Below are 22,467 nucleotides of genomic sequence, written 5' to 3'. Positions count from 1 at the left end.
ATGAGGACGCTGCGGCGAGCCGGTACGGCGGCACTGGCGCTGGCGACCGTGGCGGCGATCGCGATCGTCGGCACGCCCGGCACCGCCACCGCCACCACGCGCCTCAGTTGGACCGCGTGCGGGCCGCGGCTGGAATGCGCGGACGTCACGGTGCCGCTGGACTGGGCCCACCCCCGCGGACCAACGATCACCCTCCCGGTGATTCGCCATCTGGCCAGCCATCCGGAGCGGCGCATCGGTTCGCTGTTCGTGAACCCGGGCGGGCCGGGTGACTCCGGCGTCGAGATGGCCGCCACCCGGGGAGCGGCCCTCGACGCCGCCACGGAGGGACGCTTCGACGTCGTCGGCTGGGACATCCGGGGTGCCGGGGGCGACGCCCGTGTCGACTGCTTCGGCGACGTTGCCGCCCGGGAAAGCTTCTGGGCCAACCTTCCCATCCCCACCACCGGCCCCGACCAGCGGCGATACCTCGCGGCCACGACGGAGTTCGCCCGCCGGTGCGGAGAAAGAAACGGCGACCTGCTCGCCCACATCTCCACCGCGGACACCGCCCGCGACCTCGACCACCTGCGCCGGCTCGTCGGCGACCGGCAGCTGACCTACCTGGGTGAGTCGTACGGCACCCTCATCGGACAGGTGTACGCGAACATGTTCCCGAGCCGGGTGCGCGCGATGGCCCTGGACGGACTGGCCGACCCCACCGCCGCGACCCACGGGACCGCGGCGGCCATTGCGGCCGGGCTCACCGGCACCGACGAGACCTTCGACCAGTTCCTGGCGACCTGTGCGGCCGCCGGCCCCGAACTGTGCCCGCTGGCCGGCCACGGACCGGTCGCACCGCGCGTCAACGCGATGCTCGACCGGCTCCGGACCACTCCGCTGCCGGCGCCGAACGCGACACCGCCCGGGACGCTGGCGTACAACGAGGCACTGGCGCCGCTGAAGTTCGCGATCCTCGGTCACCCGAGCCTCTGGCCGGAGGCGGCCGCCGCGCTTGAGATGGCAATCCAGGGCGACGGCTCAGCGATCAAGGACGCCGCCAACTTCGATTCGAGCGAGGTGTTCCACCGCCTGGTCGAGCCCGGGCAGGCAATCAGCTGCGCGGACAGCCCCGCCCGGCAGGACGCCGCCGACTGGCCCCGGGTCGTCCGGAAGCTCACCAAGATCAGCCGCATCGGCGGCGCGCCGGTGGGATGGGGCATGGGGGCCGCGTGCACATCCTGGCCGACCCGCAACACCAACCGGTACACCGGTCCATGGAACGCGACCACCCGCACTCCGATCCTGCTCCTCGGCAACCGGTACGAGCCCAACGCGCCGCTTGCCGTGGCCCGCAAGGTCGAGCGACTGCTCGGCAACGCGGTCCTGCTCGTCCATGACGGGTACGGGCACCTGAGCGTTGCCGACCCGAGCACTTGCGTCACCCGAGCCACCGGCGACTACCTCGTCAGACTCGTCACGCCGCGCCCAGGTACCGTCTGCCCCTCCGACCGCCGACCGTTCGACCCCGACTTCGGCCAGCCCGCGAGCTAACCGACCCACCGATGAGACCAGGCCGTACCTATGGAGAAGACCCGCAACGTTCACGTTGACTCGGCCGACATCGAGGCCCTCGCCCGGAGGGCGTCCACCGGGGACTTGGCGGCGCTGGACACGTTGCTGGTGGCGGTACGTCCGGAGGTGTTGCGGCTGTGCGCGCGGTTCCTGCCGAACCGGGAGGACGCCGAGGAGGCATGCCAGGACACGTTGCTCGCGTTGGCCCGCGGGATCGGGCGGTTCGAGGGGCGTTCCTCGTTCCGGACCTGGTTGCACCGGTTGGCCGCCAACCGGGCCCGGTCCACGTACCAGGGATTGCGGCGTCGTTTTCTCGCAGAGGCGGCGGGCGTGCCGCTGCCGGACCGTCCCGACCCGCAGCGCACAAGCGTCGTGGCGGGGACCCGGTTGGATCTGCTCGATGCCCTCGGACGCTTGGCGCCCGACCTCGCCGAATCGGTGGCGTTGCGTGACGTCCTCGGGTTGAGCTACCGCGAGATCGCCATGCTCCTGGAAATACCGGAGGGGACCGTGAAGTCGCGGATCCACGAGGCGCGGCGCCAACTGCGGCAGCGGCTCGTCAACGGTCGGATGTGAGACACAGCGCGGGGCGAACATTAGTCGATGACGGGCTGACTAACAGGGTGAAAGGTCCGATCGACAAAGGAGAACCCGTCATGAAACGCCCCTCAATTCGTCACCTCGCCGCCGTCGGTGCGCTCGCACTGATCGCGATCGCTCCCGCCGCCGCCTGCGGGTCGGAGCCGGTGTCGCCGCTGCCTATCCAGCCCGGCACCGCCACGCCCAGCCAGACGGCTTCACCGTCCGCTGTGGAATCCACGCCGCCGGCCAACGCCCCTCCCAGCGCGCAGAATCCGCCCGCCGTCCAGCGCTCGAAGACAAGCACCCCGCGGCCGACGGGCCCGACGCCCAGTTGCATGGGCGCCATCCGGTACGACGTCGACCTTCAGAACACGGAGCTCGCGCTGCTCAAGTCGATGTGCTTCGCGACCGGCGCCGTCCTGCGGTTGCAGGGAATCGGGCCCGGGCTCGTGACCGTGGAGCCCGCCTCGCTCGTCTCGCAGAGCTACGAGGCCGGTGTGGTCGACATCCGGTTCGTCCGTCGGGGCACCGTCACGGTGAACATCCCGCAGGACGAGCAGACCTACACCGTCACCGTGGTGATCCGGTAGCCGCTACCGCACCCGTACCCCGGCGAGCAGCGTGTCCACGAAAGCCGGACCGCTGCCCGCCGGGGGCGCGATCTGCACGTACACCAGGCCGGCGTCCCCCGGCGCGAGGCCGGCCGTCTCGACGATCACCGCCTTGCCGCTGGCGCATGAGGTGTAGAGCGCCACCACCCAGTCGATCCCGGCCTGGCGGCTGGTGCGCACCGGCGCCGCGAGGCATTCCGCGTGCGGCTGTTCGGCGACGAACGCGGCCGGTGTGGTCCGCGTGGCCAGCTCCCGCGACAGCCCGATGAACGCCGCCGGCACCGCCGGGTCGGACCTCCACCGGTCCGGAGCCGGCGTCACCACCAGGGCCGGTTCCCGTGCCCCGCCCACCCATCGGCCCTCCCAGCCCGATCCCGTGGCGCGCCAGCCGGCCGGGAGCGCGACCCTGATCCGCCCGGTCGAGTCCACCGCGACGCCGGGATCCCGCGGCGCCTGACCGCCCACCGAGTCGGACGCCGTCGCCGAGACGACCGCCGCCACCAGTACACCGGCGAAGGCCACCGCTCGGCGGCGCCGCCGAGCGGCGATCGTCCCCACCGGCGCTCGCGCCGCCGCGGCCCGGCCAAGCGCCGCCGCGAACGCCGCCGCGTCCGGGTATCGGCTCGCGGGCAGCCGCGCCGTCGCCCTCCGCAGCACGCCGGCCACCGGTTCCGGTACGCCGTCGCGCAGCCGAATCGCCGTGTCGAACCCGCCGGCGCCTGGCGTGCCGAGCAGCACGGCGCCCAACCGGCCCAGGCCGTAGACATCGGCCCGGGTGTCGACCACGGCCAGCGGATCGTCCTGCTCCGGCGCCATGTAACCCGGCGTACCCGCGCGGGCGGTCAAACCGGAGGCCGCCGCGACCGCTTTCGCCAGACCGAGATCGGCGATCATGACCTGTTCACCGCCGGCCGGCCGGGACCGGAACAGTACGTTGCCCGGGGTGAGGTCGCGGTGCACGATGCCGCTGGCATGAAGGACGGCGACCCCGGCGGCGATCTCCCCTAACAGGGCCAGACCCTGGTCCACCGGCACCGGCCCGGCGGCCAACCGATCGCGCAGGCTACCCCGTCGGCCCACAGCATCACCAGGTACGGCCGGCCGTCGGGCAACTCGTCGAGCGCGTACACCCGCACGACGCGTTGGTGATCCAGCCGCCACAGCAGCCGCCCCTCGTCAAGGAACCGCTCCCTGACCCTCAGGTCATGGCTCCAATTGTCGGCCAGCACCTTGATGGCGACGCGGGCGCCGAGCGAAGGATCAAAGCCCAGCCACACGGTGGCGAACGAACCGGCGCCCAGCAGCCGCTCGATGCGATAGGTCCCAATCCGCGCGGGCGGGATCACGGTGTCAGAGCCTACCTGGGCGGCCACAGCGCGTTGATGCGAGCGACCGACCGGTCGATCTGTGCGGCGGTGATCAGGCCGGTCTTCACCATCGACAGGACCTTGTCGACGGTCTGCTCGACGACCGCCTCGTCGTAAACCGCCTGGTTGCAGATGACCAGTTGGTCCACACCGGCCTGCAGCGCGTACTGGGTGGCCTCGTCCCGGCCGTAGCGGCTGGTGATCGCCACCGCCTGCATGTCGTCGGTCACGACGATGCCGTCCCAGCCCAACTCGCCACGCAGCAGGTCGGTGACCACCGCGTGCGACAGTGACACCGGACGGTCCGGGTCGAGCCGCTTGTTGAGGAAGTGGGTGACCATGACCGTGTCTGCGGTGCCGGCGCGGATCAGCTTCTGGAACGGCTCGATCTCGGTACGCGTCCACGTGCCGGTGACGTCGACGGCCTCGAAGTCGGTGTTGCCACTGGCGCTGCCCAGACCGGGAAAGTGTTTGATCGACGTCCGTACGCCCGCCGCGCGGTACGCGTCGATGGTCTGGGTCGCGCATGAGACCACGACGTCCGGGTCGGCGGAGAATGCCCTGTCGAGCCGCGCGATCGCCGGGTTGGCCGGGTTGACCGCCAGGTCGACCACGGGGGCGAAGTTGAGGTTCACCCCGATCTGCGCCAGCGTCTGCGCCATGTCCCGCGCCCAGCCGCGGGTAACCGCGGGCGAGTCGAGCGCGCCGATCTCGGCCTGCGACCGGGTGGCCGGGAACCCGTTGGACGGCCCGAGCCTCGCGATCCTGCCGCCCTCCTGGTCGACGGAGACGATCAGCGTTTCGGGTGCCGCCTCCCTCAGGGTTTCGATCAAGGCGGTGACCTGCTGCGGAGAGTTGATGTTTCGGCTGCCGCCGGACTCCTGGTCGCGGTCGAACAGGATGACACCACCCAGGCCCTGCTCGCTGATCGCGCGCATGATCCAGTCGTTGGGGCCGACTTGATCGCCGCGGAACCCCACGATCAGCATCCTGGCGATCTTCTTGCGCAGCGCCGCCTCGTCGGGTGCGGGCGACGCGGCCGGCGGCGACGTTGCGGGCGCCGTACCCGTGGACGCGGTCGCCGCGTCTGGGGTTGGCGCGTTCCCGGCGCCACACGCGCTCAAGCCGGTGGCGGCCGCGGCCGAACCGATGGCCGTGAGCAACTCGCGGCGCGTGACTCCACGCCCCGTCATCGGATCCACGCTACCCGCCTCGGCACCCGCAGGCGCCGGTATCGGCTCAGCGTCCGGCGGCGTCCGGCTTTCGCACGTAGAGCAGGATGCTTACCACCCCGACCCACAGCAGCCAGGCGAGCAACGCGAAAAAGCCCAGCGGCGTCAGGATGAGGACCCCGATCACGATCGCCACCCAGCCGAGCCAGCGGGGCAACGCCGCGGTGTAGACGAGCGCGAGGCCCGCGGCCAGCAGCATGAGCGCGGCTCCCCCGCTGAGGGGGAAGAAGAGCACGTTGTTGAGCACCGAGATCGTGTGGATGACCTCCGGCGGTACCTCGTCCGCCTCGGACGCCGCCGCGAACGTCAGGCTGCCGAACAGCAGCATCCCGACGGAGGCGATTGCGGTGCCGGCGAAGCCGATCGCCGCGAGCCGGCCGTCGCCGCCCTCGGCGCGGGAGATGGTCCGCCGCAGGCTGCCGCCGAACCACACCAGGAGCAGGGCCGCGACGCCGAGGATCCAGGCGGCCACGACCTGCCGGGCGTCCTCGTCCCGCCAATACGACACGATCTCCGCGGTGGAATCGTCGTTGTCCGGCGTCTCGCCGCCCACGATGAAAGCGACCAGCACCAGGATCAGGAAAGCTACCCCGGTCAGCGGTGCGAGACGCTCCAAGCGCCTTGCCATACCGCCAGCATACGACAGCCGACTACTCTACGTAGTCGTTTGCCTGCGGCGGCTCGGCCGCGGGTGGCGCCGTCCGAGTACGGTCGATCCGAGGACGATCGGATTGCGGAGGCTCCGTGTCGTGGACTGACCGGCTGACCGGCGGATCGATCCCTACGCCGCGCATGCTGCGGCTGTTGCGGGTCGCGTTGGTGGTCACGGTGGTCGCGACGCTCCTCGGTGGACTGTCCACATTCCTTGGCGCGTACCGGACGGCCGGTGCCGTGGCGGACGACGTGGTGCCGAGCGTCGCGGCGGTTTCGGCGGTCTGGCGACAGCTGCGCGACGCCGACGCGCGGATCAGCGGCTGCCGGATCGACCCGGCCGGCGGCGGGGACACAGTGGACTGTGCCGGCGTGCTCGCCAGCGGCGAGTACCGCGACATCGTCGCCGACGCGGTGCAGCGACTGGCGGTGCTCGCCGAACGCGATGTCGGCGACGCCGCGGACCGCCGGGTGTTGCGCGTGGCCCAAGGGCTGCTCATCCGCTATCTCGGCCTGATCGAGCAGGCGAACCTGAGTCTCAGCCGCGGCCAGGGCGTGCTGGCGGAGGCTTTCCTGCGGTACGCCAAGGACCTGCTGCACGACACCGTCCTGACCGAACTCGACATGTACCGCAGGGTCATCGACGAAGAGCTGGCCGAGCAGCGAGAATCAGCCTGGCGTGCGCCGGCCACCGCGTTCCTCTGGCTGCTCCCGCTGGTGTTCGGCCTCTCCCTGCTGGTGTTGACCCAGCTGTACCTCGCCGCCCGGTTCCGCCGCCGGCTCAACGTGCCGCTGGCGATCGGCACCATCGGCCTTGTCGGCCTCGGTCTCGTGGCCGGCCAACCGGTGCTGACCGGCGGGCGGTTCGCGCGGGCCGCGACGGACCTGGAGCGGCTGGTCAACGCGCCCGCCACCGAGGTTTCGCTGCCCGCGGCGCCAGAGAGCCGCCTCGTCGACCTCACGCACGCCGCCGCCGACTCGCACTCCTTGCAGTACCTCATGCCGGTGCTCGCGCTAGCGCTTCTGGCGCTGATCGTCGCTGGCTTTCGGGATCGGTTACGCGAATACGAATTCGAGGCGTCATGAGTGGTAGCCGCTGGTACCGACTGGCGGTGCTGGCCATCGCGGCGCTGGCCCCGACCAGCGCCACGGCGTGTGCCGCCGTCGCCGGTGAGTCGGAGTCGGTCACCGTGATGGCGTCCTGGGACCCGCAGCAGCGGGAAGGAGCCGCGTTCCAGGCGACGCTCGCCCGTTTCAGCCGCGAAACGGGCATCGACGTTCGATACCAGGGTGTCCGCACAATCACCTCCGTCCTGCGGCTGGCGGACCTCGGCGACGCGCTGCCGGACATCGCGGTGCTGTCCAGCCCGGCCGAGCTCGCCCGGTACGCCCGCGCCGGCCGGCTGGTGCCGCTGTCCCCCGACGACCGGATCCAAAACCACCAACTGCTCCGCGGCGGCGACCGGCAACCCTACGGTGTGGTGCTCAAGACCGATCTGAAAAGCCTCATCTGGTACGGCACGGAGGCGGGCGAGGGCGCGCCGCAGACCTGGACCGACCTGGTACGTCGCGGCGCCGACCTGCGGGCCGCTGGACGGAACCCGCCATGGTGCCTGGGCATGAAGTCCGGCGCCGAGTCGGGCTGGCCCGGCACCGACTGGGTGGAAGACATCCTGCTGCACCAGTCCGGCGTCGAGGCGTACCGCCGATGGGCCAACGGATCCCTCGCGTGGACGTCACCGGAGGTCCGATCGGCGTGGGAGGCGTGGCGGCAACTGCTGGCCGCCGCCGGGATGACCGACGGCGCCAACGTCCAGCGAATGCTCCTCACCGGTTGGCACGAGGCCGGAGCCGACCTGACCGGCGGCGGTACGGGATGCGCCATGGAGCATCAGGGCTCCTTCGTCCGTGCCCTCCGCGACGGCTACGAAACGTTCTCTCCCCTCCCTCGATTCGAGCCCGGCCCAGGGCCCGACGGCTCCGGCGTCGAGGTGTCGGTCGACGCCGCCGGTCTTTTCAGCGCGAAGCCGGCGGCCCGTCAACTGCTGACCTATCTCGCCTCCCAGGCCGGCCAGGAGGATTGGATCGCACACGCGGGTGGTTCATTCTTCTCGGCGCGCACCGACATTGACCGGGCGGCCGCGTACCGGTCGGACGCGGTCGGCGGCCGGATCGCCGAACAACTCGCCGCCACGGCCGGCAACCGGTGTCTCGACGCGTCCGACTTCATGCCGCAGACCGTCGCGAACGTCTTCGCCGCCGGCGTACTGGAGTTTCTGTCGGATCCGGCATCGGACCGGCTGCCGCCGATCCTGCGGCGGCTCGACGCGACCCGGCGAGCCGTGCCCACGACCGAATGGCTGTCGGACCCGTGCCCCTAACGGCCGACCGAAACCAGCGCGAGCGCCTCGTTCAGGTTGTGCTCGGCGACGTCCTGCATGAACGCCCGGTTGGGGAAGTCACCGTCGAGCAGCCGTAGCGGACCCGCGGTCAGTGACAGCCGTTGGGCGAGCATGTACAGCGCGAGCCGGTCTTCGTCCAGATCGTTCACCGCGAGCCGCGGGTAGTCGCTGCCGAGTCGGATTCGCAGGAACACGTGCTCCCACTCGACGTCGAAGTACATCAGGTCTTCGACGTCTATCAGGACGGGATTGCCGTCCCGGTCCACCAGCACATGGTCCAGGCCAAGCTCGCCGTGGACGACCGCGTACTCGGCGCGCGGCCGCACCGCCGCGGCAAGCTCCCGCAGCCGCTCCTCCAGCCGGTCGCGGGCGCCGGCGATCCGCTGGTCCCTCGACGCCGCCTCGGCGAGGCAATCCAGCGCGAAGTCGAGCGCGGCTGCCTCGCAGGACGTCCCCCGCGACGTCCCTCCCCCGTCGATCAGCGCCACCTTGCCGTATGACGGCCCCGGTAGCGCCGCATCGCTTCCAGAGCCTCGGCGAGGCGCGCCATCGTCGGCTCCGCGGAGCCCGGATCCCGCTCGAGCCAGTCCATCAGGTTCTCGCCTGGGAAGTCCTCCACCATCGCCAGGTCGGCCGGGTAGTGGGTGCGGTCACGGTCGACCAGGTGGACCGCGGGGACCCGCAGGCCCAGCGAGCGCAGCCGCGCGTGCGCCGCCTCGAACAGGTCGAGCCCGACACCGGGCGAGAACGGGTCCGCTAGGTCGTCGTCGCCGTCAGCCGCCGGCCAGTAGTTCTCGGAGTCCTCCCACAGGTAGGCGATCGCGGTCGTCGCGTCGTCCATCGTCAGCCGGTACACGCCCTTCCGGCTACCGCCCGCGAGCCGCCGGACCGCCGCCAGCCGCCGCCCGCCGCCCAGCGCGGCCCGCGCCGCCCCCGCCAAATGGTCCCGAGTCACTTCCCTTGGTGCCATGCCCACCACCCGCCTCTGCATCTCGCCAGCTCACGAACCCTACGCGACGCACGCGGAGCTGCTGCGGGCAGAGAGATCCCATGTCTTGGAAACTCAAATGGGTCGTTTCTGGGCGATGACTCGACACGATAGGAGGCGCAGTCTATAAAAACATCCCATGGCACGTCACCGTCTCCAGCTCGCCACGCCCGCCGCCGCGTTCCACGACGGCTTCCCGCTCGGCAACGGCGCGCTCGGCGCGATGGTCCATGGCCGGCCCGGGGTGGAGCGGTTCGACCTGAACCTCGACACCCTGTGGTCCGGTGGCCCGCTCCCGGCCGAGCAAGGGCCGCCGCCGAGCCGGTTGCTGCCCTCGTTGCGCCAGACCCTCCGCAGTGGACAGTTTCTCGACGCGGATGTGCTCGCGCGCCAGATGCAGGGCCCCGGCTGGACCCAGTCGTACCAGCCGATCGGCTGGCTGGACTGGCGTTACGCCGCGGACGGTGATGTCGAGGGCTACCGCCGGGAGCTCGACGTCGCGGACGCGGTCGCGACGACCAGCTACCGAAACGCCGGCGGGCCGGTCGAGGTCGTCAGCTTCGTTTCGGCACCCGCCGGGGTGCTGGTTGTCTCCGTCACCGGCGCGGGGGCGCGGATCGACCCGGTTGAGCTGCCCCGGTTCACCTCGCCGCACCCGTCGGTCGAGGTGGCCGAGCAGGAGGCGTGGCTGGTGGCCACCGGCCGGGCTCCCGCACACGTGCTGCCCAACTATGTCGACCGCGAGCCGGCCGTCGTCTACGCGGACGACGTTCCAAGCCCGGACGGTACGGTCGCCGCCGGCATGGGCTTCGCTCTCGTCGTGGCCGTGCAACGCGCGGGGGCGGACGAGGTCCGGCTGATTGTCGGCGCCGCCAGCGGCTTCCGCGGGTACGACCAACGACCGAGCGCCGATCTCGCGGCGATCACCGAGCGGGCGCGAGGTCGGGTGTCGGCGGCGTTGGCGACCGGCACGGCCGAGCTGCGCATGGCGCACACCACGGACTACCGCGGCCTTTTCGACCGGGTGGACCTGGATCTGTCGCCGTCGTACGGCTCCGCCGCCGACGACCCGGCCCGCGCGGAGTTCTTCTTCCACTACGGCCGCTACCTGCTGATCTCCAGTTCGCGACCGGGGACCGAGGCGGCGAACCTGCAGGGCATCTGGAACGCCGACGTGCGGCCCGGATGGAGCTGCAACTACACCACCAACATCAACGCCCAGATGAACTACTGGCTGGCCGAGTCCACCGCCCTGCAGGACCTGCACCAGCCGCTGTTCGACCTGGCCCGCGACCTGGCCCGCGCCGGCGCCGCCACGGCGGCCCGGTACTACGCGGCCGCCGGGTCGGCCGTGCACCACAACACCGACATCTGGCGGTTCTCCACGCCGGTGGTCGGCGATCCCCAGTTCGCCAACTGGCCCAGCGGCCTGCTGTGGCTGGCCGGTCACCTCTGGGACCACATCGAGTACGGCGCCGGCGAGGAGTTCGTCCGCGACACCGCCCTTCCGGTGTTGCGCGCCGCGGCCGCGTTCGCGCTCGACATGCTCGTCGCCGACGCCAACGGCGAGCTCGTGATGAGCCCTTCCACCTCACCGGAACACCACTTCCTGACCGGCACCGGCCACGCCGCGACGTCCGAGGGGTCCACTATGGACCAGGAACTCGTCCGCGAGGTGCTGACCCGGTACACCTTGCTGGTCGACCGGCTCGCCCCCGGCGAGCCCGGCGACAACGACCTCGCCGCCCGGGCCCGCGCGGCGCTCGCCCTGCTGCGTCCACCGGCGGTCGGCACCGACGGCGCGCTGCTGGAGTGGTACGACGAGCGCCCCTCCCGCGAACCGGGGCACCGCCACGTCTCCCACCTCTACGGCCTGTACCCCGGCGTCCGCATCACCGAAGCCGGCACGCCTCGCGACTTCGCGGCCGCCCGCCGCGCCCTGCGGACCAGGCTGGACCACGGAAGCGGGTACACGGGCTGGAGCCAGGCATGGATCCCTCTGCCTGGCCGCACGGCTGCGCGACGCAGAGCTCGCCGAGGGTTCGATCTCTATCCTGCTGGACAGTCTCAGCTCCGCCTCGATGCTGGACCTGCATCCCGACGACGGCCAGCCCAGCGGCTGGATCTTCCAGATCGATGGCAACTTCGGCGCGGTCGCCGGCCTGACCGAGCTGATCGTCCAGAGCCACGAGCACGCGATCAGCCTGCTCAAGACACTCCCGGCCGGCTGGCACAGCGGCGCCCTGCGCGGTATCCGCTGCCGTGGCGGCCACGGGATCGACACCGAATGGGCCGACGGCACGCTCGCCCACGCCACCGTCACTGCCGGAAGCGGCGGCGACATCGTCGTCGAGGTCCCGGGCACCACCCCACCGCTGGTGGTGACCGACGAGAACGGCCACCACATCGACGCCGAAGCGGTCCCCGGCGCGATCGCCGGACGGCGGCGCCTGCGCTGGAGCGGCACCCCGCACACCCGGTACCACCTCGCCACGTCCGCACCCAGCAAGGAACGGCTGGGCCGTTGAGAAATCTACGGATTACCGACGTCGAGTCCGTGCACGACCGCCTGGTCTCAGGGCGGGCGATGAGGTGCTCACCCTCGAAGTGTGCTCGCCGACCGTGGTCCGCCTCGTCGTAAACCACGGCGAGCCGGTCGACGACCGCTCATGGTCGATACTCACCCGCGATCTCGGCGCGCGGGCCTGGCACATGTCGTACGACGACGAGGCCGTGGTGCTCACCACCTCGGCCGTACGCGTCGAGGTGGACCGGGCGAGCGGCGACATCGAGTGGCGACGGCCGGACGGTGGTCGCCTCTTCGACCTGCGCAACGGTCCCGGTGGCCGGCGTCTCGTCCCGAAGGACGTCCTGCGGACCCGCTTCGCACCGCACGCCGACGCGACCGTGCGGATGAGCGCCGACGGTATCCGGTCCTCCGCGGACGGCAAGGCGGTCGTCGACCGGCACGCGTTCGCCGCCCACCTGCGATTCGGCTGGGCGCCCGACGAGTCGCTGCACGGCCTCGGCCAGCACGACGACGGTCTGCTGGACCTGCGCGGCACGAGCCAATACCTCTACCAGCAGAACACCAAGATCTCGGTTCCTGTGCTCGTGTCGAGCTACGGCTACGCGGTGGTCGTCGACTCGGGCTCGGCCATGGCGTTCGCCGACGACGCCGACGGCGGCCGGCTCGACGTGGACACGGTCGACCAACTCGACCTGTACGTGGTGGTCGGCGCGGAACCAGGGGACTACCCGGGTGTCCTCGCCGGCCTCACGGCACTGGCGGGTCCGGCGCCCATCCCGCCCAAGGCGATCTTCGGATACGTCCAGTCGAAGGAGCGCTACGGCTCGCAAGCGGAGCTGGTCGACGTGGCTGAGGAGTTCGCCCGCCGCGGTATCCCGCTCGACGTACTCGTGCTGGACTGGCAGTCCTGGACCGGCGAGCTATGGGGCCAGAAAACCCTTGATCCGGACCGATTCCCGGACCCGGACGCACTGATGAACACATTGCACGCCGATGGCACGCACCTCATGGTGTCGATCTGGCCGACGCTGAACAAGGACGCACCCGATCATGCCGAACTCGAGGCACACGGCTACCTGCTTGGCAACCGTGCCACCTACGACCCCTTCCAGCCCGGCGCGCGTTCCCTGTACTGGCGGCAGGCCGCTGCGGGGGCTGTTCCGGCACGGTATCGACTACTGGTGGTGCGACTGCAGCGAGCCGTTCGAGGCCGACTGGACCGGCGCGGTCAGGCTCACGGCCGAAGATCGCGCTCGGCTCAACGTCGCCGAGGCACAGAAGTACGTTGATCCGACCCTGGTCAACCACTACTCGCTGGCCCACACGCGGGGAATCTACGAAGGCCAACGGACAGCGACCGATCGCCGTCGAGTGGTAACGCTCACCCGGTCGTCGTCGTTCGGCCAGCCGCGCTACGGCACGTTCGCGTGGTCGGGCGACGTGGCCGCGACCTGGCAGGTGCTGCGCGATCAAATCCCGGCAGCGCTCAACCTGTCGATCACCGCGCAACCGTACTGGACCTTCGACATTGGAGGTTTCTTCGTACGCCGCGACCCGACGGCGTGGTTCTGGGACGGCGACTTCGACGACGGGGTGGCCGATCTCGGATACCGCGAGCTGTATGTGAGATGGCTTCAGGTGGGTGCGTTTCTTCCCATGTTCCGCTCGCACGGCACCGACACTCCACGCGAGCCCTGGCGGTTCGGCGAGGCCGGCGAGCCGTTCTATGACGCGATCGTGGCGGCAATCGAGCTGCGGGCGAGCCTGCTGCCGTACATCTACGCGCTGGCGGCGTCCGCGCATTTCGAAGGGCTGCCGCTTTTGCGGCACGTCGGGTTCGAGGCACCGACTGGTACGAACTAGGCTCGGGCCGCCGGCTGGCGGGGGCCAGCACCTGGTGGTCGACGTACCGCTCGACACCGTACCGGTGTATGTGCGGGCAGGGTCGGTCATCCCGCGCCTGGGCGAGGATCGTTCGCTTGAGCTGTGGGTCTACCCGGGCGCCGACCGTGCGTGCTGGTTGTACGACGATGATGGGGAGTCCTACGACTACGAGGGCGGCGCCTACCGCCGGGTCAAGGTCACGTACACCGATGCCGACCGGTGCGTCCATCTCGCGGCTGCCGAAGGAGACGGCGTCCGGCAACCGGGACGCCGACGCCAGTGGCTGGTTGACGGGACGATCGTGCGGTTCGTCAGCCCGGACGGTCGCCCGCTGCGCACGGCGGACGGGGAGCGGGCGAGTCTCAGGTACGAGGGCCGCGAGGTTGCCGTCTACCTGGACGCCGGTTTGGGCTACTTAGGGACGCCCTGATCATGGGTGCGCAGGTCGCAGGTAAGCTGTAGTGGGCGTCGTCCACGCCGCTGTTCCGACCATTCCGGGAGGCTTCGATGCCTGACACCGCGACGCCGCCGAACGGCGAGCCCGACGAGGCTACGGACGACCAGTCCGCGCCCGCTGACGATGCCGCGCCGGACGTTCCCGTCTTCGCCAACCGAGCCGAGCGGCGCGCCAAGGGCAAGGGCAAGTCGTCGGCGCAGGCGCAGCTGCCGGGTAAGGGCACGTACCCGGGCGGTCGCGGCTCGGTCCAGGCCCAGCGTCAATGGGGCAACCGCCGCACCGGCTGACGTCTGACAGCTACGAACCTATGCGCGTCTCAGAACATCTGTACTACGACGACGGGGCGTGCTGATACCACGATGACGTGCGTGTGGAGCCTCAGTCATCATGAGGAGCACACGAAGACTCGCACGTGGCTCAACCCTGGTCGGGGCGGTGGCCGCCGTCCTGCTGGTCGCGGCCAGCGGGGCGCTCGCCGCCACGGTATGGGTGTCTACGTTTACCGTGACGAATACCAGTGACAGCGGGGCGGGTTCGCTGCGGCAGGCCATCCGCGACGCGAACGGGCACCAGGGCAAGGACCGCATCACGTTCGGCGTCTTCAACGTCGGCGGATATGCGATCACACCGGTGACCGACCTGCCGGAGATCACCGACCCGGTGACGATCGACGGTTACTCCGAGCCGGGCGCCCAGCGGGCGACCGCCCAAGCACCCGCGATCCTGAAGGTCGCCATCGACGGGGCCAACACATCGTGGGGCCTGTCCGTCCGTACGGACGGCGCCGAGATCTACGGACTCGTCATCTACCAGGCCAGCGGCCCCGTCGCCGACGGCGAGGTCTGCGTGAACGATGGCATCTGCGTCGTCGGGGACAACAACGTCATCGCGGGCAACTACATCGGCGTCGACCACGCCGGCCTGTTTCCGATCCCCAACCGCGGCGAGGGCATTGAGCTCACCGGCGACGGCAACATCATCGGCGGCGCTTCGGTCGGTGACCGCAACCTGATCTCAGCCAACGACAACGACGGGGTGGACCTCGCGGGCGTGGGCAACCGCGTGGAAGGCAACTGGATCGGCATCGACGCCATCGGCGGCACCCTGGGAAACGGCCAAGACGGAGTGTCCGTCAGCGGCGGCGCCAAGGTGGCCGACGGCAACGTCATCGCCGGTAACGTCATCTCCGGCAACCTCGGCGACGCGGTCAGCGTCGACGGCGACGACAACACCGTCCTGGACAACCTGATCGGCACCAACGCGGCCGGCAACGCCGGAATCGGCAACGGCGGCGACGGCGTGGCCCTCTTCGGTGACCGCAACCAGGTCGACGGCAACGTCATCGCCGGCAACGACGTCGGCGTATCCATCAATGAGCTGGGCAGCGCGAACACGGTCCGGGGAAACAAGATCGGCACGAACGCCGCGGGCAACGCCCAGCTGCCGAACGACACCGGCGTCTACATCGAGGGCAGCGAAAACACGATCGGCGGGCCCGGCGTCGGCGAGGGAAACCTCATCTCGGGCAACAACGACGACGGCATCGAGATCGAGGACCCGAACGACGGCACCGCCACGGGCAACCGGCTGCTGGGCAACCTGATCGGCACCCGGCTCAACGGCGCGATGGCGTTGAGCAACGGCGACAACGGCGTGCAGGTCAACGCCGAGGGTGAGAACTGGGTGGGCGGCAGCCAACCCGGCGCCGGCAACGTCATCTCGGCCAACGCGAACGACGGCATTTCCGTGTGGGGAGGCAACACCCGCATCGAGGGCAACCGGATTGGCACCAACGCGGCCGGCACGGCGGCGCTGGGCAACCTCGATGACGGGGTACACCTGCGCAACACCGGTTGGGTCGGTGGATCGCAACCCGGGGCGGGGAACCTCATCTCGGCCAACACCGCCGCCGGCATCTACCTGTCCGGGACAACCGGCGTCCAGGTGCTCGGCAACAAGATCGGTACCAACGCCGCCGGCGTCGCGGGGCTCGGCAACGGCGGTGCGGGGATCCTCCTCGGCGGTGCCGACACCAGCCTGGTGGGCGGGGCCGAGCCGGGCGCCGGCAACGTCATCTCCGCCAACGCCGGCGACGGCGTCGCGATCGACTTCGGCGCCGCCGGCAACCAGATCCTGGGCAATGCCATCGGCACCAACGCCAACGGCACCATGAACCTCGCCAACGCGGGCAGCGGCATACGCGTCTACAGCGGCGACGGCAACCGCATCGGCACCGACGGCGCGTCCGGACGGATGAACACGATCGCCCACAACGGCGGCGACGGGGTAACCATCGACGCCGGCACCAACAACGCGGTCACCGGTAACTCGATCTTCGACAACGCCGGCCTGGGCATCGACCTCATCCCGGTCAACGTCACCGCGAACGACGGCGCGCCCGACAGCGACGCCGGCCCGAACGATCTGCAGAACCACCCGGTGATCTTCACCGCGGTCACCACCCCGGTCGCGACCACGATCACCTGGAGCGTCGACACCATGCCGCTGACGCAGTACCGCGTCGAGTTCTTCGCCAACGGCGCCTGCGACGGCTCCGGCCACGGCGAGGGCCGCAAGTTCCTCGGCGCCACGCTCGCCACCACCGACGCCAACGGAAAGGCGGCCGGCATCACCCAAACAGCGAACACATTCGCCGGCGCGTCGGTCGTCGCGACGGCAACCCTCGTCCCCGGCGGAACCGTGCTGGGGTCAACATCTGAGTTCTCGGCCTGCCTCCTGGTGCAGTAGAAGGGTCGCGCCTCAAGAAACTCCCAGCATATTTTGAGGTTCATCGATAGATCACCCGCACCCTCCCGACGGTACCCTCCATTCGTGTTCGTGAATATCTAACCCTGTGGCAGGCAGATGTTCACCCGGCGGACACGAATGGACGGGAGGGACCACCACCATGGCGCGGCTCGTGACGCTGGCGATCGACCTCTTTGCCGTGACCCTGCTCGTGTTCGGGCTGTACTTCCGGCGGCATCGGCGACGCGACCTCATCGTGGCCTACCTGGGCGTCAACGTCGGCGTGCTGGCGGTCGCCAGCCTGCTCGGCTCCGCCACCGTGGGCGCCGGGCTGGGCCTGGGACTGTTCGGGGTGCTGTCCATCATCCGGCTGCGCTCCACCGAGCTGGACCAGCACGAGGTGGCCTACTACTTCTCCGCGCTCGCGTTGGGCATCATGGGCCCGCTCGGCGCCGCGTCGTCAATCTGGTACACCACCGGCCTCACCGCTCTGGTGCTCGTCGTGATGTACCTCGGCGACCACCCGCGCCTGTTCCGCGGCTACCGCCGCCAGTTCGTGGTCCTGGACTCGGCGGTCGTCGACCATGTCGCTCTGGTGGCCGAGTTGGAGCGGCTGCTCGGCGCCCGTGTGCATTCAGCCAACGTGGAACGGATCGACCTGGTCAACGACACCACCGTGGTGGAGGTCCGCTACTCGCACCCGGCCAAGGCTCCGGCCGGCACGCACGCCGAGGTCACGGCCAGGATCGGGGCTGGCCGTTGACCGCCGTCGAGCTCGACCCGCTACTGTGGAGGTTCGCGCCGGTCGGCCTCGTGGAGCTCATCGAGCGGGCCGCGCTGCAGACCCGGATGGACCGCAAGTACGTCCTGCCGGCGCGTGAGGTGGTGGCGCTGCTGGCCGCCATGCCCGCGGACGCCCGGGCCCTGGAGATCGGCCGCACACGCGCGTTCGGGTATGACTCGGTGTACTTCGACACCGCCGCGCTGACCAGCTACCGGCTCACCGCCCTGCGACGCCGGCACCGCTTCAAGGTACGGACCAGGACCTATGTGGACTCGGCGGAATGCTGGCTGGAGGTCAAGACCGAAGGTGGGCGCGGAAGCACCGTCAAGCAACGGATCCCGCACCCGCTGGACTCGCGATCCACTGTGGATCACGGGCGCGGCTTCATCGACGAGCTGCTGAGCGGCTGCCGCGGCGAAACGCTCACCCCCACCCTGGTGACCCGCTTCCGGCGCAGCACCATCCTGCTGCCCGAGCACGCCGCCCGGGTCACCATCGACACGGACCTCACCTGGGACGCCGGCCTTCTCCACCTGTCGCTGCCGCACCTGGTGGTCGTCGAGACCAAGACCGGGTCCACTCCCTCGCCGGTCGACCGGGCCCTCTGGGCCCGCGGGCACCGCCCGATCCGGATCTCGAAGTACGGCACCGGACTCGCCGCGCTGCGCCGGGACCTGCCCCACGCGCCATGGCGGCGCACCCTTCGCCGGCACTTCGACCCGCCGCTCGGCCACTCACCTCGCTGACGGCGTACCCCCTCACCCCCACCCGCTGGCCGCGCGGCCAGCTACCACAGGACAGGACGGAAGATGCGACGTACCCGGAAGTTCGCCATCCCCATCGCCGCCGCGGCGATATCGGTCACCGCGTGGATGGGCGCGGTCACCGGCGCCGCGGCGGAGACCGACGACGTGGGGGTGCTCGCCGCGGGTGACGCGGCGGCGGCCGCCATCGCGGCCAACGCGGCGGACCACGACGATCCCGCCGACCACTCGTGGAACTCCGCGGACGTCGCGGCCATCACCCTGACCGGTTCGAGCGCGACGAGCGCCAGCTCCGACGTCTCGGTCAGCGGCGGCGTCGTGACGATCACCGGGGCGGGCACGTACCAGCTGAGCGGCTCGCTCACCAACGGCCAGATCGTGGTCAACACCACCGAGTCCGGGATCGTCCGGCTGATCCTGAACGGCGTCACCATCGCCAACTCGACCAGCTCCGCCATCAACGTCGTGGACGCCGGCGAGGTGATGGTGTTCCTGAACGCCGGCACCACCAACCGGCTGTCCGACGCCACCAGCTACGTGTACCCCGACGCGAGCACCGACGAGCCCAACGCCGCGCTGTTCAGCACGGCGGACCTCACCATCGCCGGCACCGGCTCGCTGACCGTGACCGGCAACGCGTACGACGGCATCACCAGCAAGGACGGCCTGGTCATCGCCGCTGGCACGATCACCGTGACCGCGGTCGACGAGGGCATCCGGGGCAAGGACTACCTGGTGGTCAACGGCGGCACCATCACCGTCACCACCCGCGCCGGCGACGGGCTGAAGTCCGATGAGGACGGTGACGCCACCCTCGGGTACGTGCTCCTGACCAACGGCACGGTCAACGTCACCGCGGCCGGCGACGGCGTGCACGGCGAGACCGACGTGATCACCACCGGCGGCACGCTCACCGTCCGGGCCGGCGGCGGGCGCACCGCGACCCTGCCCGCTGACGCGTCCGCCAAGGGCCTCAAGGCCGGCGTCCTCATCGTCACCGGCGGTGGACAGATCACAGTGGACGCCGCCGACGACGCCCTCAACTCCGACATCGCGATCGCCATCGACGGCGGCACGCTCACCCTCGCCACCGCCGACGACGCGGTGCACGGCGAGACCACGCTGGACGTCACCGCCGGCACGATCAACGTGACCAACTCGTACGAGGGGTTGGAGGCGCTCAAGCTCACCATCAGCGGTGGCGTCGTCAACGTCAACTCCACCGACGACGGGCTCAACTCCGCCGAAGAGGGCGTCAACGAGTTCGCCGTGGCGCCCAACGCGTTCATCCGGATCACCGGCGGCTCGGTGGCGACCAACGGCGGCACCGACGCCATCGACACCAACGGGACGCTCACCATCTCCGGCGGCACCGTCGCCGCGCACGGCTCGGCCACCCGCGCCGGCGGTGAGGGCGGCCTCGACTCCAACGGCCCCGTCACCTTCACCGGCGGCACCACCTTCGCCACCGGCCTGACCGCCGTCACCGGTACCATCGCCAACACCTCGCCGCAGCGCTGGATCACCTACCGGTTCGCGGCCACCCAGGCCGCCAACAGCATCGTTCAGGTCGCGTCGGGCACCACCGTGATCGCCGCCTACCGGGCGACGAAGGCGTTCCAGCAGATCACCCTCTCGTCCAGCCAGGTCATCGGCGGGCGCAGCTACAACGTGTACACCGGAGGCAGCGTCTCCGGTACCCCCGTGGGCGGGCTGTACCCCGGCGGAAGCGTCACCGGCGCCACCCTGGCCGGCACCGCGACGGCCACCGGCACGAGCGTGACGACCGGCCCGACCTCCGCGAGCCCGACGACCCCCGGCCCGGCGCCGACCACCGTCACCCCGACCACGCCCGGCACCACCCCGGTACCGCCGCCTGCCGGGTCACCTACACCATCACCAGCCAGTGGACCGGCGGGTTCCAGGGCGACGTCACGATCGCCAACACCGGCACGACGGCCGTCAACGGCTGGACGCTGCGCTGGAGCTTCGCCAACGGGCAACTGATCAACCAGGCGTGGAACACCACCTACACCCAGTCCGGCGCCCAGGTGACGGCCACCAACGCCGGGTGGAACGGAACCATCGCCCCCAACGGCACCGCCGCCTTCGGCTTCACCGCGAGCTGGACGGGCACGAACGCCAAGCCGACCGCGTTCACGCTCAACAACGCCAGCTGCACCGTGGCCTGAACCTAGGCCCCGCTGGCCGCCCGGCTCGCGCCGGGCGGCCAGCCTTTGGGCGGGCCTGAGCGGCGTTGTCCAAGGCCCAGACACCGCTATCGAAGGATTGACAAAGCGTTTCCGTTACGCATGGTTGCCCGATAAATACCCTTTGTGCACCGACATCGGGGGGTGACCGGGCTGGCCGCGCAGTTGTCGTTGCACCTGCTCGGTCCGTTCCGCGCGCGGCGCGGCGAGCACCCCGTAACGCTCCCCCGCAGTGCCGCCCGCGTGCTCGCCTTCCTGGCCATCCACTCCGCGGCCAGCCGGCAGCAGGTCTCCGGCGCGCTCTGGCCGGATGTCCCGCAGTCGCGCGCCAGCTCCGACCTGCGTACGGCGCTGTGGCGGTTGCATCGCGCCGCCGACGAGTTCGTCCTCGTCGGCGGGGAGACGCTGGCCATCTCGGAGCTGGTCGCGGTGGACGTGCAGCAGGTGACCGACTGGGCGACCCAGACGGTCGCCAGCGCCGGCGACCGTCCACCGCCGCCGCGAGGCAGTGGCCGCGAGCTGCTGCCCGGCTGGGACGAGGAGTGGCTGGAGGACGCCCGGGAGCGGATCCGGCTACTGACCGTACAGGCGTTCGAGTCGGTGGCGGAGCGACTGCTCACCGCCGGGCGACCGGCGGAGGCGCTGCCGTACCTGCTCCAGGTCACCGAGATCGACCCGCTCCGGGAGAGCGCACAGCAGCTCATGGTCGAGCTGCACCTGCGCCAGCGCAACGTGCACGAGGCGCTGCGGCAGTACCGCCGGTACGAGCGCCTGGTCCGCCGCGATCTGGGCATCGAGCCGGGCGTCGGGCTGCGCTCCCTCCTGTCCCGGTATGCACCAAATCTTGTTGATTGAGTGACGCCCCGGTGACGCTCCGCCGATCCTGAAGATCCACGCGAGCGGCGGCCGTGACGCCACGGTGACGCTCCGGTCACGTACCGGTCACGCCCTGGGGCCGGTACGGCCATGGCGCTCCGGCGGGTCCGAGGCGGGCCGGCTGGTTGTCTTCGGGCACGCCAGATCGGCGATCGAGAACGGAGATGGGACATGACCACCTACAACCTGACCGTCAGGAACGACTCGAACGAGCCCTGGGACATCTTCACGTTCCAGAAGAACCCGCTGCTCAACCTCAACAGCCCGGCGCTGGTCTCGCTGGCGTGGTTCACCAAGTACACGGCGGCGCACAGCCAGGCCAAGTTCACCTGGGAGCTGGACTACAACTTCATGTGGTCGAACACCGGCGACCTGACGCCCGGCGTGGTCTTCGAGGCCAGCCAGTCGTTCCCGGCGGACCCGTTCGTCGCGGGGCTGGCGACCGCGTCCAAGGCCGGCGACCAGGCCATCCTGTCCTACCACCAAGAGCAGGACTACTTCGAGTTCACCAACGACGGCCTGCTGGTGCTCCCATCGCCCGGGACGCTCTACGTGAGCAGCGACTCCTCGGTGCCGAACGGCATCGCGTCGGTCGGCATCGGCATGTCCAACGCCGGCACGTTCGCGCTGCCCGCGCTGACCAACATCACCGCGGAGTTCACGCCCGACCCGACGTACTACGTCGCCGCCAGCGTGAGCATGCAGCAGGGCCAGGTGCTGGAGGAGGAGATCAGCAACGCCGTCGAGCTGCAGTTCGCCGGCGTCACCTCGCTCGTCGCCACCTTCAACCCGGACCACACCTGGTCCGTCTCGACGTCCTGAGGAGG

24 protein-coding genes and 1 pseudogene are annotated in these 22,467 nt (G+C 70.4%); 18 read left to right on the top strand and 7 right to left on the bottom strand.

The features are described 5' to 3' along the window. Both Prum_RS35290 and Prum_RS35285 read left to right on the top strand, forming a co-directional pair. Window positions 1-1,533 (top strand): alpha/beta fold hydrolase, encoded by a 1,533-nt coding sequence (locus tag Prum_RS35290; RefSeq protein WP_173080693.1) that lies wholly within the window; start codon window positions 1-3, stop codon window positions 1,531-1,533. Between the two features lie 30 nt (window positions 1,534-1,563). Further along, a complete protein-coding gene (locus Prum_RS35285) occupies window positions 1,564-2,130 on the top strand; it encodes an RNA polymerase sigma factor (RefSeq protein ID WP_173080691.1) in 567 nt (188 codons plus the stop codon). Between the two features lie 100 nt (window positions 2,131-2,230). Here the strand turns inward: Prum_RS35285 and Prum_RS52435 are convergent, their stop codons facing one another. Next, window positions 2,231-2,473 carry a hypothetical protein gene (locus Prum_RS52435; RefSeq protein ID WP_246278302.1) on the bottom strand — a complete coding sequence of 81 codons (243 nt, stop codon included), beginning with the start codon at window positions 2,471-2,473 and terminating at the stop codon, window positions 2,231-2,233. Between Prum_RS52435 and Prum_RS52430 the strand changes: the two genes are divergently transcribed. Further along, the gene (locus tag Prum_RS52430; protein WP_246278301.1) at window positions 2,472-2,726 is read left to right on the top strand and encodes a hypothetical protein; all 255 of its coding nucleotides are present in this window, start codon (window positions 2,472-2,474) and stop codon (window positions 2,724-2,726) included. The two genes, Prum_RS52435 and Prum_RS52430, sit on opposite strands and share 2 nt — an antisense overlap. Window positions 2,727-2,729: 3 nt before the next feature. Here the strand turns inward: Prum_RS52430 and Prum_RS35275 are convergent, their stop codons facing one another. Genes Prum_RS35275 through Prum_RS35265 form a run of 4 tightly spaced genes read right to left on the bottom strand, consistent with a single transcriptional unit; the run spans window position 2,730 to window position 5,974 of the window. Further along, window positions 2,730-3,797 carry a protein kinase domain-containing protein gene (locus Prum_RS35275; RefSeq protein ID WP_246278300.1) on the bottom strand — a complete coding sequence of 356 codons (1,068 nt, stop codon included), beginning with the start codon at window positions 3,795-3,797 and terminating at the stop codon, window positions 2,730-2,732. Continuing rightward, entirely contained in the window at window positions 3,752-4,093 is a 342-nt protein-coding gene (locus Prum_RS52425; RefSeq protein WP_246278299.1) for a protein kinase, read from the bottom strand. The genes Prum_RS35275 and Prum_RS52425 overlap by 46 nt, the downstream gene beginning before the upstream one ends. Before the next feature lie 11 nt (window positions 4,094-4,104). Beyond that, on the bottom strand, window positions 4,105-5,307 hold the full coding sequence (locus Prum_RS35270) for a glycoside hydrolase family 3 N-terminal domain-containing protein (protein ID WP_173080687.1): 1,203 nt from the start codon (window positions 5,305-5,307) through the stop codon (window positions 4,105-4,107). A gap of 46 nt (window positions 5,308-5,353) precedes the next feature. After that, window positions 5,354-5,974 carry a hypothetical protein gene (locus Prum_RS35265; protein WP_173080686.1) on the bottom strand — a complete coding sequence of 207 codons (621 nt, stop codon included), beginning with the start codon at window positions 5,972-5,974 and terminating at the stop codon, window positions 5,354-5,356. A gap of 116 nt (window positions 5,975-6,090) precedes the next feature. On the opposite strand from Prum_RS35265, the gene Prum_RS35260 reads away from it, so the two are divergent. Both Prum_RS35260 and Prum_RS35255 read left to right on the top strand, forming a co-directional pair. Beyond that, the gene (locus Prum_RS35260) at window positions 6,091-7,083 is read left to right on the top strand and encodes a GlnX family signal transduction membrane protein (RefSeq protein WP_173080684.1); all 993 of its coding nucleotides are present in this window, start codon (window positions 6,091-6,093) and stop codon (window positions 7,081-7,083) included. Next, a complete protein-coding gene (locus Prum_RS35255) occupies window positions 7,080-8,378 on the top strand; it encodes an ABC transporter substrate-binding protein (RefSeq protein ID WP_173080681.1) in 1,299 nt (432 codons plus the stop codon). The genes Prum_RS35260 and Prum_RS35255 overlap by 4 nt, the downstream gene beginning before the upstream one ends. Here Prum_RS35255 and Prum_RS52420 read toward each other — a convergent pair. Both Prum_RS52420 and Prum_RS52415 read right to left on the bottom strand, forming a co-directional pair. Further along, window positions 8,375-8,887 (bottom strand): phosphotransferase, encoded by a 513-nt coding sequence (locus Prum_RS52420; RefSeq protein WP_246278298.1) that lies wholly within the window; start codon window positions 8,885-8,887, stop codon window positions 8,375-8,377. The two genes, Prum_RS35255 and Prum_RS52420, sit on opposite strands and share 4 nt — an antisense overlap. Continuing rightward, a complete protein-coding gene (locus Prum_RS52415; protein ID WP_246278297.1) occupies window positions 8,878-9,369 on the bottom strand; it encodes a BUD32 family EKC/KEOPS complex subunit in 492 nt (163 codons plus the stop codon). The genes Prum_RS52420 and Prum_RS52415 overlap by 10 nt, the downstream gene beginning before the upstream one ends. Before the next feature lie 157 nt (window positions 9,370-9,526). Here Prum_RS52415 and Prum_RS35245 point away from each other — a divergent pair. The 13 genes and pseudogenes from Prum_RS35245 to Prum_RS35195 all read left to right on the top strand — a co-directional run. Beyond that, window positions 9,527-11,371: pseudogene (locus Prum_RS35245) on the top strand (glycoside hydrolase family 95 protein); the annotation flags it as partial. Between the two features lie 97 nt (window positions 11,372-11,468). After that, a complete protein-coding gene (locus tag Prum_RS55340; protein WP_371871402.1) occupies window positions 11,469-11,915 on the top strand; it encodes a glycoside hydrolase family 95-like protein in 447 nt (148 codons plus the stop codon). A 64-nt stretch (window positions 11,916-11,979) separates the two neighbouring features. Next, the gene (locus Prum_RS54035) at window positions 11,980-13,206 is read left to right on the top strand and encodes a TIM-barrel domain-containing protein (RefSeq protein ID WP_173080678.1); all 1,227 of its coding nucleotides are present in this window, start codon (window positions 11,980-11,982) and stop codon (window positions 13,204-13,206) included. After that, window positions 13,088-13,780, top strand: a complete 693-nt coding sequence (locus tag Prum_RS54030; protein WP_281369142.1) for a TIM-barrel domain-containing protein — start codon at window positions 13,088-13,090, stop codon at window positions 13,778-13,780. Before Prum_RS54035 ends, Prum_RS54030 begins: the two co-directional genes overlap by 119 nt. Before the next feature lie 34 nt (window positions 13,781-13,814). Next, complete coding sequence (locus Prum_RS35230) at window positions 13,815-14,231, top strand: DUF5110 domain-containing protein (RefSeq protein ID WP_173080676.1); 417 nt, start codon at window positions 13,815-13,817, stop codon at window positions 14,229-14,231. A 77-nt stretch (window positions 14,232-14,308) separates the two neighbouring features. Then, window positions 14,309-14,545: a hypothetical protein gene (locus tag Prum_RS35225; protein ID WP_173080674.1), complete on the top strand. Its 237-nt coding sequence runs from the start codon at window positions 14,309-14,311 to the stop codon at window positions 14,543-14,545. A 100-nt stretch (window positions 14,546-14,645) separates the two neighbouring features. Continuing rightward, window positions 14,646-17,006: a beta strand repeat-containing protein gene (locus Prum_RS35220; RefSeq protein WP_173080672.1), complete on the top strand. Its 2,361-nt coding sequence runs from the start codon at window positions 14,646-14,648 to the stop codon at window positions 17,004-17,006. A gap of 160 nt (window positions 17,007-17,166) precedes the next feature. Then, the gene (locus tag Prum_RS35215; protein WP_173080670.1) at window positions 17,167-17,769 is read left to right on the top strand and encodes a DUF4956 domain-containing protein; all 603 of its coding nucleotides are present in this window, start codon (window positions 17,167-17,169) and stop codon (window positions 17,767-17,769) included. Then, entirely contained in the window at window positions 17,766-18,536 is a 771-nt protein-coding gene (locus Prum_RS35210; protein WP_246278296.1) for a polyphosphate polymerase domain-containing protein, read from the top strand. The genes Prum_RS35215 and Prum_RS35210 overlap by 4 nt, the downstream gene beginning before the upstream one ends. 63 nt (window positions 18,537-18,599) lie before the next feature. Continuing rightward, window positions 18,600-20,561, top strand: coding sequence for a carbohydrate-binding domain-containing protein (locus Prum_RS52410; protein WP_246278295.1), 1,962 nt, complete (start codon window positions 18,600-18,602; stop codon window positions 20,559-20,561). After that, window positions 20,450-20,746 carry a cellulose binding domain-containing protein gene (locus tag Prum_RS52405; protein ID WP_308785443.1) on the top strand — a complete coding sequence of 99 codons (297 nt, stop codon included), beginning with the start codon at window positions 20,450-20,452 and terminating at the stop codon, window positions 20,744-20,746. The genes Prum_RS52410 and Prum_RS52405 overlap by 112 nt, the downstream gene beginning before the upstream one ends. 162 nt (window positions 20,747-20,908) lie before the next feature. Next, window positions 20,909-21,619 carry an AfsR/SARP family transcriptional regulator gene (locus tag Prum_RS35200; protein ID WP_173080668.1) on the top strand — a complete coding sequence of 237 codons (711 nt, stop codon included), beginning with the start codon at window positions 20,909-20,911 and terminating at the stop codon, window positions 21,617-21,619. A gap of 192 nt (window positions 21,620-21,811) precedes the next feature. After that, window positions 21,812-22,462, top strand: a complete 651-nt coding sequence (locus tag Prum_RS35195) for a RhiA family protein (protein ID WP_173080666.1) — start codon at window positions 21,812-21,814, stop codon at window positions 22,460-22,462. Window positions 22,463-22,467: the final 5 nt, after the last annotated feature.

Source organism: Phytohabitans rumicis (assembly GCF_011764445.1).
Classification (GTDB): domain Bacteria; phylum Actinomycetota; class Actinomycetes; order Mycobacteriales; family Micromonosporaceae; genus Phytohabitans; species Phytohabitans rumicis.
The sequence above is the reverse complement of the archived record's forward strand: the minus strand, read 5'-3'. Positions and strand labels throughout refer to the sequence as shown.